The following is a 24,616-nucleotide window of genomic DNA, read 5'->3' on the forward strand; positions in this document are numbered from 1 at the left end:
TCTGGATGACCGACGCATTGGGTTGGCGGCTGAAAATCGGGGTCGTCACTCCCTCGGTGAACACCGTTGTACAGCCCGAATACGACGATATGCGCCCTCGCGGGGTGACCAATCACGTGGCGCGCATCCACATCCGGGACTGGGCGGTCAGCGACGACGACGACTTCGACGGGCTCGTGCGCGATATCGACCGCGGTGTCGACGACGCGGTGGAGCGGGTGCTGACCTGCGAGCCGGCCTGCGTGGTGCTCGGTGTGTCGATCGAAGCGGTATACGGCGACCCGAAAGCCGGTGCGGCGATCCGGGAACGGCTACGCGCCAAGTTCGGCGCGGACCTCCAGTTCGTGCACGCCGGAGACGCGATCCCCGCCGCCCTGCGGGCTGTCGGAATCGACGAGGGGCCCATCGGTGTGCTCACGCCGTACCAGCCCGGATCGGAGCCGCATCTGCGGACATTCGTGGAAAGCTGCGGCTACCAGCTGCATACCGCGGTGCATCTGTGCTGCCCGACGGCCGTGCAGATCGCGCACACGTCGCGGAGCACGCTGCAGCGGGAGCTGACGGCGATAGCGCAGACGCGGCCACGCGCGATCGTCCAGTTCGGCGCGAATATGGCGGTCGGGCGGGTTGCCGCCGAAGCCGAGGAGTGGCTGGGGATACCGGTGATCGCGGTGAACACCGCCACCTATTGGCATGCCTTGCGCAGCAACGGAATCAACGATCAGATGGAAGGTTTCGGCCGGCTGCTGGCCCAGTGCTAGTCCGCAACCGAACACCGACGGTGAGGGCACGCATGTCCGATAGCAATTACTCCACCTTGTTCTCCCCGATCGCCCTGGGGCCGCGCACGGCGCGCAATCGAATCTGGATGACGGCACACGCCACGGAGTTCTCCACCGACGGGACCTTCGCCGATGCCAGCGCCGAGTACTACGCCGAGCGCGCTCGCGGCGGGGTGGGTGTCATCACGATGGAAGCCATGGCGGTGCATCCGTCGAGCCGGCCCCGGCGCGGGGTGATCAATGCCTTCGACCCTGCGGTGGTGGACAGTTACCGCAAAGTGGCTGCCGCCGTTCACCCGCACGGCGCCTTGCTCATGGCCCAGCTGTGGCATCGCGGGCGGCAGACCGACGGTATTATCTCGCGGCTGCCCACCTGGGCGCCCAGCCCGCTGCCCGACACCGTGTATCGCGAGATCCCGCACGAGATGACCCACGCGGAGATCGATGTCCTGGTGGCGCACTACGTGCTGTCGGCCAGGCATGCGATCGAGGGCGGTGTCGACGGTATCGAGGTGCACGGCCTGGCACACGGCTATCTGCTCGGGCAATTCCTCTCCCCGGCGACCAACCACCGTAGCGATGAGTACGGCGGTTCGTTCGAGAACCGGATGCGCATCGTGCGCCGCATTGTCGAGGACGTACGGCAGGTGGTGCCGTACGACAGGATCCTCGGGATACGGCTCAACAGCAGCGACGGTGCGGTGGAAAACGGGCTCGGCAACGCGGACTGGGTGCGTATCGCGGCCGAGGTCGAACGCTGGAGCGCCCTGGACTATATCTCCACCACCCAGGGGACCTACCTCGACCGCATGAACATCTACGGCACATCCACCGCACGGCAGGCGGGCTACGAGGTGGCCGATACCGCCAATATCACCGAGGCGGTCTCGCTGCCGGTCGTGGCGGTGGGGCGGATCACCACACCGGAAATGGCCGAGGACATCCTGCTGTCGAAGAAGGCGCAGTTCGTCGGGATGACCCGGCAACTCATCGCGGACCCGCTGTGGCCCACCAAGGCTCAGCGCGGACGACCGGATGAGATCCGGCCGTGTATCGGCGCGAACTGGTGTGTCGCCTCGTTCGCCCGCGGCCCCGTCTCGTGTATTCACAATCCGGCGGTAGGGCGGGAACAAGAGTTCCGGCGCGATGACAGCCGGCGACGACGGCGTCGGCAGGTGGCAGTTATCGGCGGCGGGCCGGCCGGGCTGCGTGCCGCGCTGACCGCAGCCGACCTCGGTCATCAGGTCACCCTCTTCGAACAGAGCGATACGCTGGGCGGCCAGGTCAATCTCATCACCAGAGCCGCCTCCTACCGCGAGTGGTCCGGCGTCACCGACTGGCTGTCCGGCAGGCTGGACGAGGCGAAGGTCGAGATCCGGCTGTCGCACCGGGCTACCGCGGACGACCTTGCCGGCCGGTACGAGGCCGCCGTGATAGCGACCGGCTCGACGCCGATACGGCACGGCTGGACTGCCCGGCATCCCACCCGGTGGGCTCCCGGCGCGGCAGCGGTGCCGGGAGCCGGCCAATGGAACATCTACACCCCGGACCAGATCCTCAGCGGACGCCGGGACCTGCCCCACCGGTTCCTCATCGTGGACGACACCGGAGACCGGCAAGCCTTCATCACCGCCGAATACCTGACCCAGCACCGCCGTCCGGTGCATATCGTCTCGCAATATCCCCAGCTCGGCCATTCGTTCGCGGATGGTCACGACCTTCCGTTCGCCTTCGGGCAACTGCGCCGGGCCGGCGTCACGTTCACCCCGAATGTCGAAGTCACCGCAATCGACGAAGACACCGTTGCCCTGACCGACGTCTACACCGGCGACGTCTCGCGCCTGTCCGACATCGACGGCGTGGTGTTCATTCTGGGCAATATCGCCGACGACAGCCTGGCTCGCGAGCTCGCGGGCACCGAACTGGATATCCACGTCGTCGGGGACGCGCAAGCGCCCCGGCGCATCTTCAACGCCATCTGGGAAGCAGAAACCGCCGCGCGAAAACTCTGAGCCGGAGGCCGCGCAGCGGCTACCGGTCAGCGGCACAGAGCAAGGAATTCCTATGGACTATTGCGCACCGACGCAGACTCCCGAGGTCGACCGGGCCGCCTTGAGACAGAAGTACCTGGCCGAGCGTGACAAACGGCTGCGCCCGGAGGGGCAGAAGCAGTATCTGGAAGCGCAGGATGAATTCGCGGACTTCTACGAGGCCGACCCGCACCTGCCGGTGGTGCCGCGAGCACCGATCACCGACAAGATGGAAGTGGTGATCCTCGGTGGCGGTTTCGCCGGCCTGATCACCGCGCATCGGCTGTGGGAGCAAGGCGTTTCCGATTTCCGGATCCTCGAGCTGGGCGGTGATTTCGGCGGGGTGTGGTACTGGAACCGCTATCCCGGCATCCAGATCGACTCGGACGCTTACTGCTATCTGCCGCTACTGGAGGAAACCGGCTACCTGCCGAAGGAAAAATTCTCCCACGGCGACGAATGCTACGAACACGCCCAGCGAATCGGCAGGAAGTTCGGCTTCTACGACAATGCCCTGTTCCACACGCTGGTCGAATCGCTGGAATGGGACGAACAGATCAGCCGCTGGCATATCCGTACCAACCGCGGCGACGATATCCGTGCCCGCCACATCATCATGTGCCAGGGTCCGTACAACCGGCCGAAACTACCCGGTATCCCGGGCATCACGGACTTCACGGGGCACACGTTCCACACCGCACGCTGGGACTACGAGTACACTGGCGGTAACTCCCGTGGTGGGTTGGACAAGATCGCCGATAAGCGGATCGCCATCATCGGCACGGGCTCGACCGGCGTCCAGGTGATCCCGCACCTGGCCCGCGGTGCCGAACACCTGACCGTGTTTCAGCGCACCCCGTCCTACACCTTCGAGCGCGGCGACGAATTCACCGATCCCGAGTGGGCCGCGTCGCTGGAGCCGGGCTGGCGGGCGGCCCGGCAGCGCAACTTCCACAACGCGGCTTTCGCGTTCTACTCACCCGGCGAGCCGGACCTGATCTGTGACGGCTGGACCGAGGTCGCCCGTAACCTGGCCGCCCAACTCAATTCCGGCGATGGAAGTGGCTGGGCCGCACTGGCCGACCCCGAGAAGTTCCTGGAACTCAAGGAGATCGAGGACTACCGCGCCATGCAACGGCTGCGCGACCGGGTCGACGAAATCGTCGAGGACCCGCGGACCGCCGAGATCCTGAAGCCGTACTACCGCAATATGTGCAAGCGGCCGTGCTTCAGCGACGAGTACCTGCCGACCTTCAACCGCCCGAACGTCACCCTCGTCGATGTGTCGGAGTCGAAGGGCGTCGAGCGCATCACCGAAAAGGGCGTCGTTGCCGGAGGCGTCGAATACGAGGTCGACTGCATCATCTTCGCCAGCGGCTTCGAGATCACCACCGCTCTCGACCGCCAGTACGACATCAAGCCTTTCGCGGGCCGCGCGGGTCGCTCGCTCTACGACCACTGGGACAAGGGGTTCCGCACCCTGCACGGCGTAATGGCCAACGGGTTCCCCAACCTCTACTTCACCGGTTTCATCCAAGGTGGCGTGACCGCCGCGACGACGCTGATGTTCGAGCAGCAGGCCGACCACATTGCCTACATCGTGAAAACGGCCCAATCGCGGGGGGTCGCGACCGTCGAGCCCACCGAGGACGCCGAGGCCGGCTGGGTCGGGACCATCCGCGCGAATTCGGTCGACAACACCACCTTCGTCACCGAATGCACGCCCGGCTACTACAACAGCGAGGGTGAGCCGAACGGCCGGGGCTTCCTCGGTGATCCCTACTGGGGCGGCTTCTACGAGCTCTCCGACCTGTTCGAGGCATGGCGTAGCGCCGGGCAACTGGAGGGCCTCGCCCTCGAAGGGTGACTGTGAAGTGACTATCTAGAATAGGCAATCATTACAAGGATTGCAATTCTTGCAATGTTGGTCGGCGCGATATTAGACTTACCTCCATTACCAGTGGCCTGCGTCACGTTGCCGGAACGTTCGCGACTTGCAGCGCCCATGTCGCACTGTCGTTCTCACCGGTGCGGAGCCCACCTGGCACGGGCAGCCGGATCAGCGCATTTAGGAGCGGAAATGTCCTCGATTGTCACCGAAAAATTGAGTGAGGCTGTCGGAGTAGAGGTTCTCGACGTCGATGTCGACCGTCTGCTGAATGACGACGACCTGCCCGGCGCGACGCTGGAGTTGCTCGAGGAATACGGCGTCGTACTGTTTCGTGAGCTGTGCGCGGACGACGACACGCAGGCGGCGTTCAGCGGGAAACTGGGTGAGCTGGCTCAGTTTCCGCTCTATCCCAACCCGAATGTCATGGAGATCAGTTTCGATCCGGACAATCCGAATGCCGAGTACTTCGCGAGCAACGACTACTGGCACCTCGACGGTTTCATGGACGAAGTGCCGGCGAAGGCGTCGATCCTGAGCGCCCATGTGGTCAGCGAGGAGGGTGGCGAAACGGAGTTCGCCAGCACCTACGCCGCCTACGACAACCTGTCGGCGGAGCAGAAGGAACAGTACGAGGACCTCCGGGTGATCCACTCGTTCGAGACCATTCAACGCCTGACCTACCCGGACCCGACACCGGAGCAGCTGGCGGTGTGGGCCCGGCGGGGTGTCCGCGAGCACCCACTGGTGTGGAAGCACGAATCAGGGCGCCGCTCACTGGTATTCGGGGCGATGGCCTCGCATATCGTCGGCATGGACATCGACGAAGGCAGAGCGCTGCTGCACGACCTGCAGGAGCGGGCCACCGCGCCGGACCGGGTCCTGCGCCATACGTGGTCGGTGGGCGACATGGTGATCTGGGACAACACCGGTTTGCTGCATCGCGCTTGCGCTTTCGACCGGTCGAAACCGCGCAGGATGCATCGTTCGACCGTCGTCGGGCACGAGTCGATCAAGTGAGTGCCTGCACGGCGATCGTGGCGGGTAGCGGCTCGGGCAGCGGAATAGCGGAGGATCGACATGGCAGGTCCGGACGGTGCGGTCGCGCTCGTCACCGGTGCGGGGACGGGTATCGGTGCGGCGGCGGCGCTGGCGCTGGCGGCGGCGGGAGCGAAAGTTGTCGCTACCGGTCGCCGCAAGGAGAAACTCGAGGAACTGGTCGGCAGGATCGAGGCGGCCGGCGGCACCGCGCTTGCGGTGGCCGGTGACGTCTCCGTCGAAGCCGACGCCTGCCGGGCGATCGGCGAGGCTGTGGCAACATTCGGGCGTCTCGATATCGTGATCAATTCCGCCGGCGTGAACGAGGCGGGCGGAATCCGGAATCTGTCGATCGAGCAGTGGCGCCGGGTGATCGACATCAACCTCATGGGCACGATCTACACCTGCAAGGCGGCCGTGCCGCACCTCGAGGCCGCCGGTGGTGGCGACATCATCAATATTTCCTCGACCGCGGGGCGGCGCGGGTCCGGCCCGTTCGGTTCCTATGCCACGAGCAAATTCGGTGTCACCGGTTTTACCGAGGGCATCCGCCAGGAATTGGGAAAAAGTGGTATCCGCGTATGCGTTCTCGCGCCGGGCGCGACGGCCACTGATATTGCCGACAGCGTTTCCGACCCCGTTCTGCGGGAGACGGTGCACCGGCATGTGACTCATGAGGACGCGATCGCCGCGTCCGATGTCGCTGATGCCATCATGTTCGTTCTCACCTTGCCGCGCCGGGCCAACGTCTCGGACATATTGATTCGTCCGACGACGGATACGCGGCCGACGTAACCGGCGCGCGCTTCTCCCGGAGTTCGGGGGCGCGGCGACACGCTCCGAGCGGATGAGGCGGTACGAACTCGACAGGTCCTCGGGGGCGACGATCCGGTATTCCGGCCGCCGGCAACATATTCGGGAGTAGAAAAGATGCGTCTACAGGGCAAGGTGGCGGTGATCACTGGTGCGGGTTCGGGCATGGGGAAGGCTACGGCGGAACTGTTCGCCGCCGAGGGCGCCGAGGTCGTCTGCGCGGATATCAGCGGAAAACAGCGGGATGTCGCGGCGGCGATCGGCGATGCGGCGCTCGCGGTACAGACCGATGTCGCCGAAGAGGCCGACGTGCGCGCAATGATCGGCGCCGCCGAGGATCGGTTCGGCCGGGTCGACATTCTGATCAACAACGCCGGCTTCGGTGGCGGCATGGCCCCGTTGCACGAACAGACCGCCGAGAACTGGGACCGAATCCATTCGGTGAACCTGCGCGGGATGTTCTTCGGGATGAAGTATGCGGTGATCTCGATGATGAAAACCGGGGGCGGCGCGATCGTGAACACCACCTCGGCGACCAGCATCGTCGGCTGGAAACACCACAGTATCTACGGCGCGGCCAAAGCCGGAGTGAACCAGCTGACCAAAACCGCCGCGCTCGACTATGCCGACCACAATATCCGCGTGAATGCGGTGGCTCCCGGCACGATCTGGACCGGACTCGTGGCGATGTCCGAAGAGCATCCCGAGCCACCGCCGGGCGGTTTCCGGTTACCCGGAATCCCGCTGGACCGCTGGGGTACCGCCCGCGAGATCGCGGCCGCCGCGCTCTTCCTGGCGAGTGACGAGGCGTCGTACATCACCGGCCACGTCCTGCCGGTCGACGGTGGCTATTGCATCGGCTTTTCCGGGATGGGGGCGGAGAACACCGGCGCACCCGACTGAATACGTGCGACGGCCCCCGCATGTTCGTTGATCCGGCAGCCTGTTGACCGGATCACTCCTGAGGGCGTACGGTGACTGCACTCACAGATTGAAACGTTTCAATGACGAGGCGGAACTTGGATGCCCGACACACTCGAACGAGTCTGTTTCCTGCTGACCCTGCGCCCGGAGCGGATGGACGACTACCTCGCCGCCCACACCACGGTGTGGCCGGACATGCTGGACGCGCTGCGCGCGGCCGGTTGGACGAACTACTCGCTGTTCCTGCGACCCGAAGACGGTCTGGTGGTCGGCTACCTCGAAACCCCGGACTTCGCGCAGGCCCAGGCCGCGATGGCGGCCACCGAGGTCAATGCGCGCTGGCAGGCGACCATGGCCCAGTATTTCCAGGAGCCCGCGATCTCCCGGGAGGAGCAGGGTGCGCGGCCGGACGAGACGATGCACCGCCTCACCGAGTACTTCCACCTCGAGTGAGCCCACGGCTCGCCCGACTCCGCTCCGAGAACCCTGCTAGACCCTAGGAAGACCATGAAGGTAGGCGCACGATCCACCACCGGGTGGAAAGCGACCATCTCCGTCGCGATGTCCAATTACATCGAGGCCGGCTCCATCATCGCCATCGCCACCAGCCTGACCTTCTGGCAGGACGCGTTCGGCATCAGCAACTTCGCCGTCGGCCTGCTCGCCGCGCTCAGCGCCAACGCCTTCGGCGCGGCGATCGGCGCAGGAATCGGCGGGCCCCTGTGTGACCGCTTCGGGCGCAAGGCGATCTACACCTACGACCTGCTGGTGTACATGGCGGGCGTGCTGCTCGCGACATTCGCGATGAACTTCGGCATGCTGCTGGCCGCGTTCGTGATCACCGGTATCGCGGTCGGGGCGGGTGTGCCCGCGTCCTGGACCTATATCGCCGAACAGGCTCCCACCGACGGCCGCGCCCGCCACGTCGGTACCGCGCAGCTGGCCTGGTCGGTCGGCCCGCTGATCGGTTTCGCCCTGGCGGCCGCGCTGGCGCCGCTGGAACTGCTCGGCTCCCGGTTGATCTTCCTGCATCTTTTCGTGGTCGCGGCGGTGGTCTGGTGGATCCGGCAGGGCCTGGCCGAATCACAGATCTGGAAGGACGAGACCAGGTCCGGCACCGGGTCGGCGACGCAGGCCACGACCGGTGGTCAGGGTATGCGCGGGCTGTTCTCCCGGCGGATCAATATCACCGCCCTGCTGGTGCTGATCGGTATCTACGGCTTCTGGAACACTGTCGCCGGCCAGGCGGGCATTTTCATGCCCCGGGTCTACGACAGCGCGGGCGTGCACAGTGCGGTTCAGCAGAACCTGCTGCAGGTCCTGGTCTGGGGCGCCACCGTGCTGGCAACCTACTTCGGTTTCATGGCCTACGCCGATCGGATCTCGCAGCGCACGCTCTACGTGACCGGCGCCGCGCTCGGCATCCTGGCCTGGTGTGTGCTGGTGTTCTTCACCGACGCCGGAATGCCGACGCTGCTGATCTTCGCGGTGCTCTGGGGCGTCTCCAGCGGTATCGGCGCGCAGGCTTTCTACAGCCTGTGGACCAGCGAACTGTTCGCCACGCCGTACCGGGCCAGCGCGCAGGGCTTCATGTTCTTCGTGGTGCGCTCGGCGACCGGCCTGCTGAGCTACTTCTTCCCGACCATGCTGGCCGCCACCGGGCTCACCGTCGTCGGTTTGCTGCTGATCGGCCTGCTCACCGTCGCGCTGGCGATCGGCGCGATATTCGCCCCGCGGACACAGGGCAAGACCTTGCGCGAGATCGAGGTCGAACGCTACGGCAGCCCGGTCACCGAATCTGCCGCCGGTGTGCTCCCCGAAGCCGGGACCGGTCGCGGTCTCGAAGGCGCGCAGGTGGGAGGGCACTGATATGCCGAGCCCATCCGATACGAAAGGAGCATTGTCTGTGTCCATCGACACCGCCCTGCAGTCGCTGGCGATCGAATTGCCGTCCTGGGCATTCGGTAATTCCGGGACCCGGTTCAAGGTGTTCGGCACGCCGGGCACGGCCCGTACGGTCCGGGAGAAGATCGCCGACGCGGCCACCGTGCACCGGCTCACCGGCCTCGCGCCGGCCGTCGCCTTGCACATCCCGTGGGACACGGTCGACGACTACGACGAACTCGGCCGCTATGCCGCGGAGCTCGGCGTCCGGCTGGGCACCATCAACTCCAACACCTTCCAAGACGACGACTACAAGTTCGGCAGCCTGACCCACACCGACAAACGGATTCGGCAGAAGGCGATCGACCATCATCTGGCCTGTCTGGAGATCATGGGGCAGACCGGTTCCCGGGACCTGAAGATCTGGCTCGCCGACGGCACCAACTACCCGGGGCAGGGCGATATCCGGGGCCGGCAGGACCGGCTCGCCGAATCGCTGGCGACCATCTACCAGCATGTCGGTGAGAACCAGCGGTTGGTGCTGGAGTACAAGTTCTTCGAGCCGGCCATGTACATGACCGATGTGCCGGACTGGGGTACCGCCTATGCCCAGGTGAATGCGCTGGGGGAGCGGGCGGTGGTGTGCCTGGATACCGGTCATCACGCGCCCGGCACCAATATCGAGTTCATCGTGGCGCAATTGCTGCGGCTGCGGAAGCTGGGGTCGTTCGATTTCAACTCCCGCTTCTACGCCGACGACGACCTGATCGTCGGTGCAGCCGATCCGTTCCAGCTGTTCCGCATCCTGTTCGAGGTATTACGCGGCGGTGGTCTGGACCCGGCGAACGGTGTGGCGCTGATGCTCGACCAGTGCCACAACATCGAGGACAAGATCCCCGGCCAGCTCCGCTCGGTGCTCAATGTCGAGGAGATGACCGCACGGGCCGCGCTGGTCGATCTCGACGCACTCACCGCCGCCCAGGAGTCCGGCGATGTACTCGGCGCCAATGCCGTGTTCATGGACGCCTTCTACACCGATGTCCGGCCGTTGCTGGCTGCCCGGCGCGCCGAACGTGGGTTGCCGGCGGATCCGATGGCCGCCTACGCCCGCTCCGGACAGCAGCAACGGCTCGCCGCCGAACGCACCGGACCCGCCGCCTCCTGGGGCGCCTGACCACACCGACACCAGAAAGAGGAAATATTCGTCATGACCCACCCCACGGTCGCGGAACTCATCGCCCGGTCCAACCGGCTCGGCGCCGATCCGAAGAACACCAATTACGCGGGCGGTAACACCTCCGCCAAGGGCACCGACATCGATCCGGTGACGGGTGAGCCCGTCGAGCTGATGTGGGTCAAGGGCTCCGGCGGCGATCTCGGCACCCTGACCGAGACCGGACTCGCAGTCTTGCGGCTGGACCGGTTGCGTGCCTTGACCGGTGTCTACCCGGGGGTGGAGCGCGAGGACGAGATGGTCGCCGCGTTCGACTACACGTTGCACGGTCGCGGTGGTGCCGCGCCCTCCATCGACACCGCCATGCACGGTCTGGTGGAGGCGGCGCATGTGGACCATCTGCACCCGGATTCCGGGATCGCACTGGCCACCGCCGCCGATGGCCCGGAGCTGACCGAGAAGATCTTCGGCGACCGGGTGGTGTGGGTGCCGTGGCGGCGTCCCGGATTCCAGCTCGGCCTGGATATCGCCGAGATCCGCCGGCGCAATCCGCAGGCTATCGGCACCATCCTCGGTGGGCACGGCATCACCGCCTGGGGGGATACCTCCGACGAGGCCGAGGCGCACTCCCGGGAGATCATCGAAACCATCGAAAGGTTCCTGGCGGTGAACGGGAAGGCGGAGCCGTTCGGACCGGTGCTGTCCGGATACGAGGCGCTGCCGGAGCCGGAACGCCGGGCCAAGGCGGCCGCGCTGGCGCCGTTCCTGCGCGGGCTGGCCGCCACCGACCGCCGCCAGGTCGGGCATTTCACCGATACCGCGACGGTGCTGGAATTCCTGTCCCGCGCCGAACATCCGCGACTGGCCGCCCTGGGCACCAGCTGCCCGGACCACTTCCTGCGCACCAAGGTCGCGCCGCTGGTACTCGACCTGCCCGCCGACGCCTCGCTCGAACAGTGCAAGGAACGGCTCACCGAGCTGCACGAGGCCTACCGGGCGGAATACCGCACCTACTACGAGCGGCACGCCACCGACGATTCGCCGGCCATGCGCGGCGCCGACCCGGCGATCGTGCTGATCCCGGGCGTCGGGATGTTCAGCTACGGCGCGGACAAACAGACCGCGCGGGTGGCCGGTGAGTTCTACCTGAACGCAATCAATGTCATGCGGGGCGCGGAGTCGGTGTCCCGGTATCAGCCGATCGACGAGTTGGAGAAGTTCCGGATCGAGTACTGGGCGCTGGAGGAGGCCAAACTGGCGCGCCGCCCGAAGCCCAAGCCGCTGGCCACTCGGATCGCGCTGGTCACCGGCGCGGCCTCCGGCATCGGCAAAGCCATCGCGCAGCGACTCGCCGCCGAGGGCGCCTGCGTGGTGGTCGCGGACCGGGACGGCGACAAAGCCGCCGAGGTCGCGGCCGAGATCGGCTCGGCCGATGTGGCGATCGGCTTCGGCGCCGACGTGACCGATGAGAGCCAGGTGCAGGCGGCGGTGGACGCGGCGGTGCTCGCGTTCGGCGGGTTGGACCTGGTGGTCAACAATGCCGGTCTCTCACTGTCGAAGTCGCTGCTCGAGACCACCGAAGCCGACTGGGACCTGCAGCACGACGTCATGGCCAAGGGCTCGTTCCTGGTCTCCAAGGCCGCGGCCCGCGCACTGATCGACCAGCGCATGGGCGGCGATATCCTCTACATCTCGTCGAAGAACTCGGTGTTCGCCGGACCGAACAATATCGCCTACTCCGCCGCCAAGGCCGATCAGGCGCATCAGGTGCGGCTGCTGGCCGCCGAACTCGGCGAGCACGGCGTCAAAGTGAACGGCATCAACCCCGACGGCGTGGTCCGGGGCTCCGGAATCTTCGCCGGCGGCTGGGGCGCGCAGCGCGCCGCCGTCTACGGTGTCGAGGAGTCCGATCTGGGCGCTTTCTACGCGCAGCGCACCCTGCTCAAACGCGAGGTGCTGCCCGAGCACATCGCCAATGCCGCGTTCGCGCTGTGCAGTGCGGACTTCTCGCACACCACCGGCCTGCACGTGCCGGTCGACGCCGGGGTCGCCGCGGCGTTCCTGCGATGACCGGCACCGGCGCGATCGCCGCTGTCGATCTCGGCGCCACGAGCGGGCGGGTCATGGTGGCCCGGGTCGGACCCGGCCGCATCGATATGCGGCAGGTTGCCCGGTTCGCCAACGACCCGCTGCCGCTGTGGCACGGCGATCGAGAGGTGCTGCACTGGGATCTGCCCGGTCTTTACCGGCATATCGGACACGGACTGGCCGAGGCCGCCAGGCTGGAACCGAACCTGCTGGGCGCCGGAATCGACTCGTGGGCAGTCGATTACGGTCTGCTCCGGCACGGCGCGGCGCTAGGTCTGCCCTACCACTACCGCGACCCCCGCTCGGCCGCCGGTGTGGCCGCGGTGCACGCGGTGGTGGACCAGGAGGAGCTCTACCGCCGCAACGGGCTGCAGTTCCTGCCCTTCACCACGATCTATCAGCTCGCCGCCGAGCAACTGTCGGGTGCGCTGGAAGTCGCGGACGAGGCGCTGCTGATCCCGGATCTGCTGGGCTACTGGCTGACCGGGGCCCGGGTCACCGAAAGCACCAACGCATCCACCACCGGACTGCTCGGGCTGGACGGCCGCTGGGACGACGAGGTGCGGACCCGGTTGGGGCTGCCGGACCTTTTCCCGGACGTGGTCGAACCCGGCACGACACTCGGCCCGATATTGCCCGGTGTCGCCGCGGCTTTCGGGCTGGACCGCGCCTTCACGCTGAGCACCGTCGCCTCGCACGACACCGCATCTGCGGTGGCCGCGGTGCCGATGGTGCCGGAGGCGGCCGCCTACATCTCCTGCGGCACCTGGGGACTGGTCGGCGTCGAACTGCCCGCACCGTTGATCTCGGAAGCCGGGCAGGCGGCCAACTTCACCAATGAGGCCGGGCTCGACGGGCGCAACCGCTACTTGCACAACGTCATGGGTCTGTGGCTGCTCAGCGAATCGGTGCGGCACTGGCAGCGCACCGACCGCACGGTGGACCTCGCCCGGCTGCTCGCCGCGGCCGCCGCCGCACCCGCCCCGGCGGCCGTCTTCGATGTGGACGATCCGGTATTCCTCACCCCCGGCGATATGCCCGGCCGGATCGCCGACTGGTACACCGCCCGGGAACTCCCGGTGCCGGACGGTCCGGTTCCGATGGTGCGTGCCATCGTCGAAAGCCTCGCCGCAGCCTTCGCCGCCGGCGTGCGGACGGCCGCGGAGCTGACCGGCATCCCGGTGCGCACGATCCACCTGGTCGGCGGCGGTGCCCGCAACCGATTGCTGTGCAGGCTGCTGGCCGAGCACGCCGGTGTCCCGGTATCGGCCGGCCCCGTCGAAGCCACCTCGCTCGGGAACATACTGGTGCAGGCCCGCACACACGGCCTGCTGCACGGCGATGTGGACGCACTGCGTGCCGAGGTGGCCGCCGCGTACCCACCGCAGCGTTACGCGCCGCGCACCGAACCCGTCAGGAAGGCAAGCTGATGAAACGACAGCTCCCCAAGCCCCGCGATCTCGCGCCGCTGATGCAGTTCAAGAAGCCGCACATCGGTGTTCGGCGGCGGCTCGACGCGGCACTCACCATCGAGGACCTGCGCCGTATCGCCAAGCGCCGCACCCCGCGTGCCGCCTTCGACTACACCGACGGCGCCGCGGAGGGCGAGATCTCCTTGGATCGTGCCCGGCAAGCGTTCCTCGATATCGAATTCCACCCGGCGATCCTGCGCGACGTCTCCAAGGTCACCACCGGCTGGGACGTGCTCGGCGGCCCGGTTTCCCTGCCGTTCGGGATCGCCCCCACCGGTTTCACCCGGATGATGCAGACCGAGGGTGAGTACGCGGGCGCACGGGTCGCGGGTCGCACCGGTATCCCGTTCTCGCTGTCCACCATGGGCACCGCCTCGATCGAGGATGTCGCTGCGGCGAACCCGCACGGCCGCAATTGGTTCCAGCTCTACATGTGGAAGGACCGGGACCGCTCGATGGCCCTGGTCGAACGTGCCGCCGCCGCGGGCTTCGACACCCTGGTGGTGACCGTGGATGTCCCGGTGGCCGGCGCCCGCCTGCGCGACACCCGCAATGGTATGTCCATCCCGCCCGCGCTCACCCCGGCCACCGTGCTCGACGCGCTGCCCCGCCCACGCTGGTGGATCGATTTCCTCACCACCGAGCCGCTGGCCTTCGCCTCGCTCGATCGCTGGTCCGGCACCGTCGCCGAACTCCTCGACTCCATGTTCGACCCGACGGTGAACTTCGACGATCTGGCCTGGATCCGCGAGCAGTGGCCGGGCAAAGTTGTGGTGAAAGGCATCCAATCCCTGGCCGACGCGCGCGCCGTGGTGGACCTGGGGGTCGACGGCATCGTGCTGTCGAACCACGGTGGGCGACAACTGGACCGGGCGCCGGTACCGTTCCATCTGCTGCCCGAGGTGGCGACCGAGCTGGGCAAGGACACCGAGGTCGTCCTCGACACCGGCATCATGTCCGGCGCTGATATCGTCGCCGCGATCGCGCTCGGCGCCAGGTTCACCCTCATCGGCCGCGCCTATCTCTACGGCCTGATGGCCGGCGGCGAGGCCGGTGTAGCTCGCGCGGTGGAAATACTGACCGGGCAGATCGAACGCACCATGCGCCTGCTCGGTGTGACCTGCCTGGAGGAACTGGAGCCCCGCCACGTCACCCAGCTGACCAGACTTGCCCCGCGCCCCGTCCCTGGCCAAGATCAGGGGTGAGCGATTCGGGCGAGGTGCCGGCACCGGCACGGAGGAGGTGCGGGTACCTGTGGTGAGCATGCGGGAGGTCGCCGCGGCGGCCCAGGTGTCGGTCGGCACCGTCTCCAATGTGCTCAACGCACCCGAGAAGGTGGCGCCCGCAACCGTCGAACGCGTGCACGCCGCTATCGACCGGCTCGGCTTCGTCCGCAACGACGCGGCCCGCCAGCTCAAAGCCGGTCGCTCCCGCTGCGTCGGCCTGGTGGTGCTCGATATCGGCAACCCGTTCTTCTCCGACGTCGCCCGCGCCACCCAGTCACGCGCCGCCGACCACGATCTCGTGGTGCTGCTGGGCTCCAGCGACGACGACCCCCGCCGCGAGCGCCGCTACCTCGATACCTTCGACGAACAGCGCGTTTCCGGACTCATGATCACCCCGGCCGGGCACGACCACGCACGTCTGGTCGCGCTGCACCAGCGCGGTATGCCGGTGGTGCTGGTGGACCGTGACGGCCACGGCACGCCGTTCTCCTCGGTGGCAGTCGACGATATCGCCGGCGGCGACCTGGCGGTACGCCATCTGTGCGCCCTCGGCCGCCGCCGCATCGCCGTGGTCGGCGGTCCCGCCACGCTGCCCCAGGTCGCGGACCGGCGTCTCGGCGCCCGCCGCGCCGCCGCCGACCATTCCGGTGTCGACCTGACACTGATCGACACCCCCGCACCCACCGTCCTGGCCGGCCGGGAAGCCGGCGAACGGCTCGCCGGCCTTCCTGCCGGCGAACGGCCGGACGCCGTGTTCTGCGTCAACGACCTACTCGCGATCGGTGTCCTGCAGGCCCTCACCCTGCGGGGTATCGCGGTCCCGGACGAGGTCGCACTGGTCGGCTACGACGATATCGACTTCGCCCAGTCCGCCGTCGTCCCGCTCACCTCGATCCGCCAGCCCCGCGCGGAGATCGGCTCCTCCGCCATCGACCTACTGGTCGCCGCCGCGAACAGCGGGGGAGGGGAACCCGAACACATCTGCTACCGCCCCGCCCTCATCGAGCGCGCCTCCACCGGACAGTAGCCGCGGTTCTCCTGTGTAATCGTGCGCCTCGCCTCGGGCCGAACCTGGTGGGCCGGGCATCCGGCGGTTCGCATGAACGGGGGATTCACCGAAAGCGGCTCCCGACTCAAACGCTACCGGGAGGTGGTGGGGCCGCCCACATACCCGAGGTGTTGCTGTTGGTGGATATCGTCACAGATGGCCAGGCTTTCGGGGAGGATTCGACTGTGGACGGGACGAGTGAGGTCGCGTGGTTGGGGCGCAGCGACCGGCGAGGGACGGACCGGCATGTAGGGCTGTTGGTCCGGGAGTATCGGCTGGCGCGAGGGCTGAAACAAGCAGCAGTCGCCCGGGACTTGGGCATCACTCAGCAGTTCCTCAGCCAGGTGGAGACCGGGGTTCGGAATGTGACTTTGGATCAGCGGCATGGATTCATGCGCGTATTGGGCATACCCGCTGAAGAACTCGGTCTCGCCGGTCGCAGGCGTGGTGGACACGCGCCGCAGGAAACAACCGCAGCCGTGGCGGCGAGCCGGGGGCGGTGGCGCGTTCAGCGTCAGTGGCTCAACCAGCATCGCGCCGAGCCCGGAAACACCCCGCTGCTGAAGGCATCCCGTTCACGGCATCAGCGGTCGACCGGCTGCTAGGGACCGCGCCACTCGCCGCGCCGGGCGCAGCTTGCCTGGCATTGGCATGGGAACATCGGCACAGTCTGATCAGCTGAGACCGACGCCCGGGAGTATGCGATGAGCCGGACCACACGCACGTTGACCGCGAGCGAGCGCGCGTGGATAGATACACGGACCTACGTGCGTGAGCACCGGCCAACACTCGACAATGCCGCAGCGCAGGGGTACGCCGCACTACCCCGTGTGGCCGACTCTCCACTGCTGGCGAACTCACAGTGGATTCCCGACGCACCCATCCCCTTGGGAGAGGTGACGCTGTCTCTGGATACCTCATCGGTGGCGGGCACTCCGGCGGCGGCGGGTGTCGTTCTGCCGGTCCGTGAGAACGGTGAGCAGTACACCAGCTACGCCCAGGCCATCGGCGAACTCGTCGCACCCACGGTGTTCGAGGATCGGCCGACGTTCCGGCTCCTGCATGCCGACCTCACCGGCGAGACACCGTCGATGCGATTCGGTCTCGGGTCCTACTTCGACAGCATCAACGTCGGGGAGGCCGCAGCGCATGAGTTCGCCCTGGTCCATCAAGGTCACGAAGACCTCTCCGGAGTTCGAGCAGCGGTTGAGAACCCCTGCGATCCTGCGCAGCGGCCTGTCAATGTGGCCATCAGCACGGTCACCATCCGCCGTGATCCGGGTACCGGCGCGAAGTCGTTCCTGCTGCACTGGCGTGATCCGCGCAAGGTCGGCCACGCCGGTGGGGTGTACCAAGTCGTACCGGTGGGGATCTTCCAGCCGTCCGGCTACGCCGAATGGAACATTCGAAACGATTTCTCGCTGTGGCGCAATATGACTCGCGAGTTCGCCGAAGAATTGAGTGGTGCGAGCGAAGAGCACGGCAGCGATATCGCGCCCATCGATTATGGAGCCTGGGAATTTGCCGCGCGCCTCGATCAGGCTCGCACGGACAGTGCCGTTACGGCATACTGCCTCGGCCTCGGTGTCGATCCATTGAGCTTCGCGACCGATCTACTGACCGCCGTCGTGATCGAGGGGCCGGTCTTCGATTCCCTCTTCGGTGCAGTGCTGAACAGCAACGACGAAGGTCGCATCCTCGAATGGCAACCGTTCACCCCTGAGCATGTGGCCGGCATTCTCTCCGAGCATCCGGTGCAAGCTGCTGGGATCGCCGCCTTGCGCCGCGCGGTCGCGTTCTTGGGCTGAACTCGTACAGCTCACCGTTGTACAGCGCCTGGTTGTTGGCGGCGGCGCCCCGTTCGGCGCGACGCTACCGGTGTGAAAACAGCGATCGGGTTCATCCGGAGGGATATCCCCGGCCACGGTACGGACCTGCACACTCTCGCCCACCGTCACGGCTATCGGGTGGTATTCACCGTCATCACCGACACGGGACCGGTGATCTCAGGAATGATTGTCGCGCAGCACCTCTGTGAATACGCCGCCGATGCGGTTGTCGTTCCTGGATACGAGCACGCCGAGACGATCCGTTGCCTGATCACAGATCTCGCCGCGCTCATCACACCGATGCGGGTGTATCCGCTCGGCTATCGGTGGCCGGGTTTCGACCGCGACAGCAGGCCCTGATGATCTGGAACATCGCACTCTTTGTTCTCGCGCTCGCGCTGGTTTTCCTGACAGTCGCACTGGCTTGGCCGGGGGATGACGACGAGCCGGTCGATGACGAGTCCGATCCGGCGCGGTGACGGCTATCCTCAGTGGCCGCCCCGAGCCACAGCCTGCGTTGTCCTGCCCGGTCTCGCTGACCGGAAACGCTGCGGGCGGCCTTACCAACCACACTTTATGGTCCGTAGTGCCAGCTGCTTATGACCGCCGTCACGGTGGATCTTCCCCGGTCCGCCACGTGGTGCCGGTGCGAGCGCTGGTGCCGTATTCCGCGGGGCCGTAGGCCCGCTGGGTTCGGTTGCCGTCATCCGATCGGGCGAGAGCCGCTGCGTCTCTCGTGTTCGACGCATGTGTGCGGGTCGGGAGCCGCGGCGGCCCGGCCCTGGATCCACCTCAGCTCAGGAGGACAATCGATGGCCGAACCCGCACCCCGGACCGCCGCCGGTACACCGGTTTTCCGATCGCCCGCGGTGATCATCACCGCGCTGGTTCTCGCCGAATCGGTCAGTGCCTTCGAAGCCGGCACGATTTTCATCGCATTGCCCAGGTTCGGTGAGATCTTCGGGTCGCCCGCATCCACGACCGGATGGGCGGTCACGGCATTCATGCTGGTGGCGGCGACGACGGCGCTGGTCGGTGGCCGTCTCGGTGATATGTACGGCCGCAAGAAGATCCTCATCGTCGTCATGATGATCTCGGTGCTCGGCTCGCTGATCAGCATATTCGGTGACTCGATGGCCGCGATCATCGCCGGCCGGGGGGTGCAGGGGGCCGCGGGTGCGATTCTGCCGCTCTGCTACGGCCTTGCTCGCGAGGCGCTACCGGAGCGGAAGGTCCCGGTCGCTGTGGGATTCATCGGGGGCGCCGCGTTGCTGGCCGGATCGGGTGGTTCGCTGATCGCCGGTCTGCTGCTCGATATCGCCGACTGGCACATGATCTTCGTCCTCGCCGCCGTCCTTGCTGTCGTGGCCTCCCTTGTCGTCGCTGTCGGGCTTCCCGGCTCTCCGCCGCCGCCGGGGCTTCCCCGTTTCGATTATGTCGGCGCGCTCCTGCTGACCCCCGGCCTGACCGCGCTCCTCTTCGGCATCACACAGGGTCCGGCGTGGGGGTGGACCAGTGCCGGCGTGCTCGGTTTCCTCGGCGTCGGCCTGAGCATTCTCGCGGTGTGGACCGGCTGGGAAATGCGTTGTCGCGAACCGCTGGTCGACCTGCGCGTGCTGGCGAGCAAGCGGATGCTGCTCAACCTGATCGCGCTGTCGGTGCTCGCGCTGGGCCCCATCGGGGCCCTGAACGTTGTCACCCCGATGATCCTGCAATCTCCGGCGTCGTTGCCGGTAGGGCTCGGGATGTCTGCCACGGCCACGGGCCTGGTGGCGGGGATCGCCGCGCTCACCGGTTTCGCTGCCTCTCCGATCGCGGGGGCGGTCGCGGGCCGGTGGGGAGGCCGGACTGCCTTTCTCCTCGGGGCCGCGCTGTTCGCCGCCACCAACCTCATGATCTTGCTGGGCCACGGATCGCTGCCCGCGATGATGGGGGTCTTCGCTGTTGCCGCGGTCGCCACCGCGTTCGTTTTTGCGGGCTACCCGAAAGTCGTCATCGAATCCGTCCCCGAGGGCGTCACGAGTGTGACGACGGGCGTCTTGGCGACTGCCCGGCAGGCCTTTTCGGCCGTAGGCGTCGCCATTGTCTCGGTCATGCTCTCGATGCACACCGTTCCGGAGACTACGGCGCCCGCGCTGTCGTCGTACAACCTGGCGCTGGGGTGGTTCCTCCTGTGCTCCCTGATCGTGGCCGCCCTGTGCCTGTTCATCGGCCGGCCGCCACAGCAGGCGTCGAAGGCCGCCGACATCACGAAAGGCGAGGAAGGCACCGCCACACCGGCCGCCTATGCCTGACGGCCGGCTGCTGGTACGACCGTTTTCGGGAGCGTTTCCGTCATCGGCCAGGGCCGGCAGCAGGAGTCCCACATCACCCGGGGTGCTGTGCTCGACAAGCTGGAACCAGTGCGCCGTACTCCGCGGTCGCAGCCCCGCGGCTCCTCCGGGCGGGAGGACCGCTGGGTGGGAAGGCGTCGTTGCGGCGGAGTTTGCGCGCCTTACGGTGTGGCTCCGGCCGGCGACCGCATCATCGAGGGAAGTGAATGTTGTGACAACTCAGGACAGCGATTTCGACGCCGTCGTGGTCGGGGCGGGGATCTCCGGCCTGTACGCGGTGTACACACTGCGCGGGCGCGGAATGCGGGTGCACGGTTTCGAAACGGCCGGAGGGGTGGGTGGTACCTGGTACCACAACCGGTACCCGGGGGCCCGCTGCGATGTCGAGAGCATCGACTACTCCTACTCTTTCGACGAGGAGTTGCAGCAGGAATGGACCTGGTCGGAGCGGTTCGCGACGCAGGAGGAGATCCTGCGCTACCTCGATCACGTCGCCGACCGGCACGATCTGCGCTCGGCCTACGACTTCCGGACGCGGGTGACGGCGGCGGTCTACGACGAGCACGCGCAGCGATGGACCGTCGCCACCGACACCGGCCGGACTGTCACCGCGCGCTTCTGCCTCCTGGCCACCGGCGTGCTGTCGGCGACCAACATGCCGGATATCCCGGGCCGCGACACATTCGGTGGCGAGATCTACCACACCGGTGAATGGCCGCACGAGCCCGTCGATCTCACCGGCAAGCGGGTCGGTGTCGTCGGCACCGGGTCCTCCGGCATCCAGGCCGTCCCGGTGATCGCCGAGCAGGCCGAGCATCTGTACGTCTTCCAGCGGACACCGAACTATTCGATCCCGGCAGGTAACCGGCCCCTCGACCCGGAATTCGTGGCCGAGGTGAAGGCGGACTATGCCGAGCGGCGGCGGCTGTCCCGGCTCAGCGGCGGCGGCACCCCCTACACTCCGCATCCCAAGGGCGCCCTCGACATCGACGCCGCCGAGCGGACCCGGATCTACGACCAGTGGTGGCAGCGCGGCGGCTACCTGTTCGCCAAGGCCTTCCCGGACCAGACAGCGAACCTGGCCGCCAACGACACCGCGCGCGAATACGTCGAGGCCAAGATCCGCGAGATGGTGCACGACCCCGAGCTCGCCGATCAGCTGATTCCCGACGATCATCCGATCGGCACCAAACGCATCGTCACCGACGACGGCTACTTCCAGACCTACAACCGCGACAACGTGACCTTGGTGAATTTGCGGCGCACGCCGATCGACGAGATCACCGGCACCGGTGTCCGGACCACAGCGGCCGCCTACGACCTCGACGTGCTGATCTTCGCCACCGGTTTCGACGCGATGACCGGATCGCTGTCCCGGATCGATATCCGCGGCCGCGACGGCCGGGAACTACGCGCGGAGTGGGCGGCGGGCCCGCGCACCTACCTCGGGCTCGCGGTGGCCGGCTTCCCGAATATGTTCATCCTGTCCGGACCGGGGAGCCCCAGCGTGCTGGCCAATATGGTGCTGATGGCCGAGCAGCACGTGGACTGGATCGCCGGCTGCCTGGACCACCTCGACGAGCACGGGTTCACCACCGTCGAGCCGACCGAGGAAGCCGTCGACGACTGGGTGGCCGAATGTAACGCCAAGGCGGCGGGCACCCTGTTCCCCTCCGCGAATTCCTGGTACCTGGGCGCGAACATCCCCGGAAAGCCGCGAGTGTTCATGCCCTATATCGGCGGATTCGGCAACTACAACACCCTCTGCGCCGAGGTCGCCGCCGCCGGGTACAAGGGCTTCGAACTCGCCCCGGCACCCACGGCCGGCTGAACTTGTACGAACAACGAGAAGGACGTGGTCGAAATGGGCGGACAACGACGGTCCGACCTGCATCCGGAAGTCGAGGCGATGCTCTCGGCGCTGGAGTCGTTTCCCGACGTGACCCGGCACGAGCCCGCCGAACTGCGCGAGCTCATCGCGTCCCGGCGGGCGCCGCTCACCCGGCAGCCTCGGATGCACCGTGCCGAGGACCTCGTGATCGAGGGCCCCGGCGGTGACCTGGCCGTACGCGTGTACGTGCCCGAAGGGGAGCGGCCCACGGCCCTGCCGGTGGTGGTGTTCGCGCACGGTGGCGGATTCGTGTTCTGCGATCTGGACAGTCACGACGAATTCTGCCGGTCCATGGCCGCCGCGGTCGGTGTCGTGGTGGTCTCGGTCGATTATCGGCGCGCTCCCGAGTCACCCGGGCCCGCGGCGATGGAGGATATGTACGCGGCCGTCGTGTGGGCCGCCGGGCACGTGGGCGAATTCGGTGGCGATCCGGACCGGATCGCGGTGGCCGGTGACAGCGCCGGCGGTAACCTCGCGGCCACGGTGAGCCTGGCCGCCCGCGACCGCGGCGGTCCGCGTATCGCCGCCCAGATTCTGCTCTACCCGGTCATCGACGACGACTTCACCACCGAGTCCTACCGGCGGTACGGCCAGGGTTACTACAACACCACCGACGCCATGCGCTGGTACTGGCAGCAGTACGCCCCGCACGGCACCGACAGCCCGTATCTGGTGCCCAGCAAGGCCGAATCACTGGCCGGGCTCCCGCCCGCGGTGGTGGTGACCGCCGAACTCGACCCGCCGTGCTCGGCCGGAGACGACTACGCCCGCCGGCTGACCGAAGCGGGCGTCCCGGTCACCGCGCACCGCTTCGACGGGCTCTTCCACGGGTTCCTGACCTTTCCGAGCCTGTCGCTGACGGGTCCGGCACGCGAGCTGGTCTGGAAGCTGATGCGTGATGTGCTGGAGGTGTCATGACCGGGGCGACCTGCGAGCCGGGAGGCGCCGGTCACCGTGCCCGGGGTCCGATTCAGCTCTGACGGCCGGTCTGCACGATCTCCGGCACCGTGTCGATGACCGGTGCCGGGATCACGCAGAAGCTGTGGCAGACCCGGTCTTTCACTATGCGCTCGGGACATTCCGGATCGAACCAGCGGTCCACGTGTCCCCAGTGGACCGGATGATTCATATAGGGCCCGAGCAGGGCGTCCACATCGGCGAACTCCTGCTCCCAGACATGCGTCCACCGGGAGGTGCCGACAGCCTGCCGTACCGGGCTCAGCTGCCAGGCGAGGATGGCCGGGATATGCCGCGGCATCTGCAGTGTGGCGTGTTCGAAGCGGCGGATCTCGGCCGGGCCGGCCGCGGCATCCACGCGCAGCAGCAGCGTCCGGTACACCCGGGGTGGGTGCGAATCCCGCCGGCGTCCGGCGCGCCCATCCGCCTGTGTCCCGCCGAGGTACTCCACCCCATCGATATGGCGGATCGCGGGCCCGGTGGTCGCCGCGTCGAGCGTGGCGCGATGCCGCGTCCAGTCCGCTTCGGAACGAAACTGCAGATGCGCCAGCACATCGCCGCCGTTGCGCGCCCCGGGCAGGGTGCGCGCGACCAGCGGATGCCGGGCGCCGGCCGATTCGGCTGCCGCGGTGAGGCGCCGCACGAGTGTCGCCGCGGTCGTCTCGTCGTCCGGGTCGGTCAGATGCACCAGGCGGGTCACGTTATACATCGCAGAGCCCTGCCACGTCCTCGGCGCGGCTCGCCATGGATCGGGAGCGCTCCACGATCAGCGAGGCCACCGATTCCCACCACTGCGCGGGCGCCGGATCGTGTCTGCCGCGGACGGCGGCGGCCCACCAGGCCGTCGTGCCCGACACGGTCCAGGTGGCGGTGACGGTGTTCGTCTCACCGTCGATCCAGACCGGCGGGCTCACCAGGATCCGCTCCAGCGTGAGGCCGCGGGCCCGGGCGCTCGGCACGTAGCCGGTGCGGTAGGCGTCGATGAACGCCGGTGCGGCGCCCGGCCTGAGCACGACGCGGTCGATGAGGTACAGGGTGGGTTCGGCCATGGAATCGAACGTAGGTGCCGGTTCGGCAGGCGGTGATCCGCCATCCCGGTGGCCGGGAGCCGGTCGCGCCGAGTAGCTGTCCCACCCTGGTGAGCTGCACGGTTCCGGCCACCTCGAGCGAATCGTGGGCACTGCCGATTCAACCCGTGGGGCAGCTGCTGGCCGTCGAGCGGAATCGAGCCGAACTCTC

Annotated in this window: 21 protein-coding genes; 19 read left to right on the forward strand and 2 right to left on the reverse strand. The window is 67.3% G+C overall.

Translation table 11 applies throughout. The annotated features are described in order from the left end of the window. Positions 1 to 5: 5 nt before the first annotated feature. From ACIA75_RS17615 to ACIA75_RS17705, 19 genes are all read left to right on the forward strand, one after another. Entirely contained in the window at positions 6 to 761 is a 756-nt protein-coding gene (locus ACIA75_RS17615) for an IgiC (protein ID WP_397104991.1), read from the forward strand. A gap of 32 nt (positions 762 to 793) precedes the next feature. Then, on the forward strand, positions 794 to 2,794 hold the full coding sequence (locus tag ACIA75_RS17620) for an FAD-dependent oxidoreductase (RefSeq protein WP_397104993.1): 2,001 nt from the start codon (positions 794 to 796) through the stop codon (positions 2,792 to 2,794). Between the two features lie 52 nt (positions 2,795 to 2,846). After that, a complete protein-coding gene (locus ACIA75_RS17625; RefSeq protein WP_397104996.1) occupies positions 2,847 to 4,679 on the forward strand; it encodes a flavin-containing monooxygenase in 1,833 nt (610 codons plus the stop codon). 213 nt (positions 4,680 to 4,892) lie between these two features. After that, entirely contained in the window at positions 4,893 to 5,720 is an 828-nt protein-coding gene (locus ACIA75_RS17630) for a TauD/TfdA dioxygenase family protein (protein ID WP_397104998.1), read from the forward strand. Positions 5,721 to 5,780: 60 nt separating this feature from the next. Continuing rightward, positions 5,781 to 6,533, forward strand: coding sequence for an SDR family oxidoreductase (locus ACIA75_RS17635; protein WP_397105001.1), 753 nt, complete (start codon positions 5,781 to 5,783; stop codon positions 6,531 to 6,533). A gap of 135 nt (positions 6,534 to 6,668) precedes the next feature. Further along, the gene (locus ACIA75_RS17640) at positions 6,669 to 7,454 is read left to right on the forward strand and encodes an SDR family NAD(P)-dependent oxidoreductase (protein ID WP_397105003.1); all 786 of its coding nucleotides are present in this window, start codon (positions 6,669 to 6,671) and stop codon (positions 7,452 to 7,454) included. Between the two features lie 120 nt (positions 7,455 to 7,574). Beyond that, a complete protein-coding gene (locus ACIA75_RS17645; RefSeq protein ID WP_397105006.1) occupies positions 7,575 to 7,928 on the forward strand; it encodes an L-rhamnose mutarotase in 354 nt (117 codons plus the stop codon). A 54-nt stretch (positions 7,929 to 7,982) separates the two neighbouring features. Next, positions 7,983 to 9,344, forward strand: coding sequence for an MFS transporter (locus ACIA75_RS17650; RefSeq protein WP_397105008.1), 1,362 nt, complete (start codon positions 7,983 to 7,985; stop codon positions 9,342 to 9,344). Between the two features lies 1 nt (position 9,345). Beyond that, complete coding sequence (rhaI, locus tag ACIA75_RS17655; protein ID WP_397105010.1) at positions 9,346 to 10,533, forward strand: L-rhamnose isomerase; 1,188 nt, start codon at positions 9,346 to 9,348, stop codon at positions 10,531 to 10,533. Between the two features lie 33 nt (positions 10,534 to 10,566). Further along, the gene (locus ACIA75_RS17660) at positions 10,567 to 12,603 is read left to right on the forward strand and encodes a bifunctional aldolase/short-chain dehydrogenase (RefSeq protein WP_397105013.1); all 2,037 of its coding nucleotides are present in this window, start codon (positions 10,567 to 10,569) and stop codon (positions 12,601 to 12,603) included. Then, positions 12,600 to 14,051, forward strand: a complete 1,452-nt coding sequence (locus tag ACIA75_RS17665) for a rhamnulokinase family protein (protein WP_397105015.1) — start codon at positions 12,600 to 12,602, stop codon at positions 14,049 to 14,051. The genes ACIA75_RS17660 and ACIA75_RS17665 overlap by 4 nt, the downstream gene beginning before the upstream one ends. Then, positions 14,051 to 15,298 (forward strand): alpha-hydroxy-acid oxidizing protein, encoded by a 1,248-nt coding sequence (locus tag ACIA75_RS17670; RefSeq protein WP_397105018.1) that lies wholly within the window; start codon positions 14,051 to 14,053, stop codon positions 15,296 to 15,298. The genes ACIA75_RS17665 and ACIA75_RS17670 overlap by 1 nt, the downstream gene beginning before the upstream one ends. 58 nt (positions 15,299 to 15,356) lie before the next feature. Then, positions 15,357 to 16,346, forward strand: a complete 990-nt coding sequence (locus tag ACIA75_RS17675; protein WP_397105376.1) for a LacI family DNA-binding transcriptional regulator — start codon at positions 15,357 to 15,359, stop codon at positions 16,344 to 16,346. Between the two features lie 206 nt (positions 16,347 to 16,552). Then, positions 16,553 to 16,972, forward strand: a complete 420-nt coding sequence (locus ACIA75_RS17680) for a helix-turn-helix transcriptional regulator (RefSeq protein WP_397105379.1) — start codon at positions 16,553 to 16,555, stop codon at positions 16,970 to 16,972. Positions 16,973 to 17,071: 99 nt separating this feature from the next. Next, positions 17,072 to 18,175, forward strand: coding sequence for a hypothetical protein (locus ACIA75_RS17685; protein WP_397105020.1), 1,104 nt, complete (start codon positions 17,072 to 17,074; stop codon positions 18,173 to 18,175). A gap of 72 nt (positions 18,176 to 18,247) precedes the next feature. Beyond that, positions 18,248 to 18,556: a hypothetical protein gene (locus ACIA75_RS17690; protein WP_397105022.1), complete on the forward strand. Its 309-nt coding sequence runs from the start codon at positions 18,248 to 18,250 to the stop codon at positions 18,554 to 18,556. Between the two features lie 452 nt (positions 18,557 to 19,008). After that, a complete protein-coding gene (locus tag ACIA75_RS17695; protein ID WP_397105024.1) occupies positions 19,009 to 20,490 on the forward strand; it encodes an MFS transporter in 1,482 nt (493 codons plus the stop codon). Between the two features lie 250 nt (positions 20,491 to 20,740). Beyond that, entirely contained in the window at positions 20,741 to 22,360 is a 1,620-nt protein-coding gene (locus ACIA75_RS17700; protein WP_397105381.1) for a flavin-containing monooxygenase, read from the forward strand. A 33-nt stretch (positions 22,361 to 22,393) separates the two neighbouring features. Further along, positions 22,394 to 23,338 carry an alpha/beta hydrolase gene (locus ACIA75_RS17705; RefSeq protein WP_397105026.1) on the forward strand — a complete coding sequence of 315 codons (945 nt, stop codon included), beginning with the start codon at positions 22,394 to 22,396 and terminating at the stop codon, positions 23,336 to 23,338. A gap of 52 nt (positions 23,339 to 23,390) precedes the next feature. Here ACIA75_RS17705 and ACIA75_RS17710 read toward each other — a convergent pair whose 3' ends face one another. Both ACIA75_RS17710 and ACIA75_RS17715 read right to left on the reverse strand, forming a co-directional pair. Continuing rightward, entirely contained in the window at positions 23,391 to 24,086 is a 696-nt protein-coding gene (locus ACIA75_RS17710) for a Dabb family protein (RefSeq protein ID WP_397105028.1), read from the reverse strand. Continuing rightward, entirely contained in the window at positions 24,079 to 24,426 is a 348-nt protein-coding gene (locus ACIA75_RS17715; protein WP_397105030.1) for a hypothetical protein, read from the reverse strand. The genes ACIA75_RS17710 and ACIA75_RS17715 overlap by 8 nt, the downstream gene beginning before the upstream one ends. Positions 24,427 to 24,616 lie beyond the last annotated feature (190 nt).

The organism is Nocardia sp. NPDC051750 (assembly GCF_044453135.1).
Taxonomy (GTDB): Bacteria; Actinomycetota; Actinomycetes; order Mycobacteriales; family Mycobacteriaceae; genus Nocardia.

Bases quoted from the DNA above. Each gene is read 5' to 3' on its own strand.
- ACIA75_RS17615 (WP_397104991.1), top strand. From the start codon at position 6: ATGACCGACGCATTGGGTTGGCGGCTGAAAATCGGGGTCGTCACTCCC.
- ACIA75_RS17620 (WP_397104993.1), top strand. From the start codon at position 794: ATGTCCGATAGCAATTACTCCACCTTGTTCTCCCCGATCGCCCTGGGG.
- ACIA75_RS17625 (WP_397104996.1), top strand. From the start codon at position 2,847: ATGGACTATTGCGCACCGACGCAGACTCCCGAGGTCGACCGGGCCGCC.
- ACIA75_RS17630 (WP_397104998.1), top strand. From the start codon at position 4,893: ATGTCCTCGATTGTCACCGAAAAATTGAGTGAGGCTGTCGGAGTAGAG.
- ACIA75_RS17635 (WP_397105001.1), top strand. From the start codon at position 5,781: ATGGCAGGTCCGGACGGTGCGGTCGCGCTCGTCACCGGTGCGGGGACG.
- ACIA75_RS17640 (WP_397105003.1), top strand. From the start codon at position 6,669: ATGCGTCTACAGGGCAAGGTGGCGGTGATCACTGGTGCGGGTTCGGGC.
- ACIA75_RS17645 (WP_397105006.1), top strand. From the start codon at position 7,575: ATGCCCGACACACTCGAACGAGTCTGTTTCCTGCTGACCCTGCGCCCG.
- ACIA75_RS17650 (WP_397105008.1), top strand. From the start codon at position 7,983: ATGAAGGTAGGCGCACGATCCACCACCGGGTGGAAAGCGACCATCTCC.
- rhaI (WP_397105010.1), top strand. From the start codon at position 9,346: ATGCCGAGCCCATCCGATACGAAAGGAGCATTGTCTGTGTCCATCGAC.
- ACIA75_RS17660 (WP_397105013.1), top strand. From the start codon at position 10,567: ATGACCCACCCCACGGTCGCGGAACTCATCGCCCGGTCCAACCGGCTC.
- ACIA75_RS17665 (WP_397105015.1), top strand. From the start codon at position 12,600: ATGACCGGCACCGGCGCGATCGCCGCTGTCGATCTCGGCGCCACGAGC.
- ACIA75_RS17670 (WP_397105018.1), top strand. From the start codon at position 14,051: ATGAAACGACAGCTCCCCAAGCCCCGCGATCTCGCGCCGCTGATGCAG.
- ACIA75_RS17675 (WP_397105376.1), top strand. From the start codon at position 15,357: ATGCGGGAGGTCGCCGCGGCGGCCCAGGTGTCGGTCGGCACCGTCTCC.
- ACIA75_RS17685 (WP_397105020.1), top strand. From the start codon at position 17,072: ATGAGCCGGACCACACGCACGTTGACCGCGAGCGAGCGCGCGTGGATA.
- ACIA75_RS17695 (WP_397105024.1), top strand. From the start codon at position 19,009: ATGGCCGAACCCGCACCCCGGACCGCCGCCGGTACACCGGTTTTCCGA.
- ACIA75_RS17705 (WP_397105026.1), top strand. From the start codon at position 22,394: ATGGGCGGACAACGACGGTCCGACCTGCATCCGGAAGTCGAGGCGATG.
- ACIA75_RS17710 (WP_397105028.1), bottom strand. From the start codon at position 24,086: ATGTATAACGTGACCCGCCTGGTGCATCTGACCGACCCGGACGACGAG.
- ACIA75_RS17715 (WP_397105030.1), bottom strand. From the start codon at position 24,426: ATGGCCGAACCCACCCTGTACCTCATCGACCGCGTCGTGCTCAGGCCG.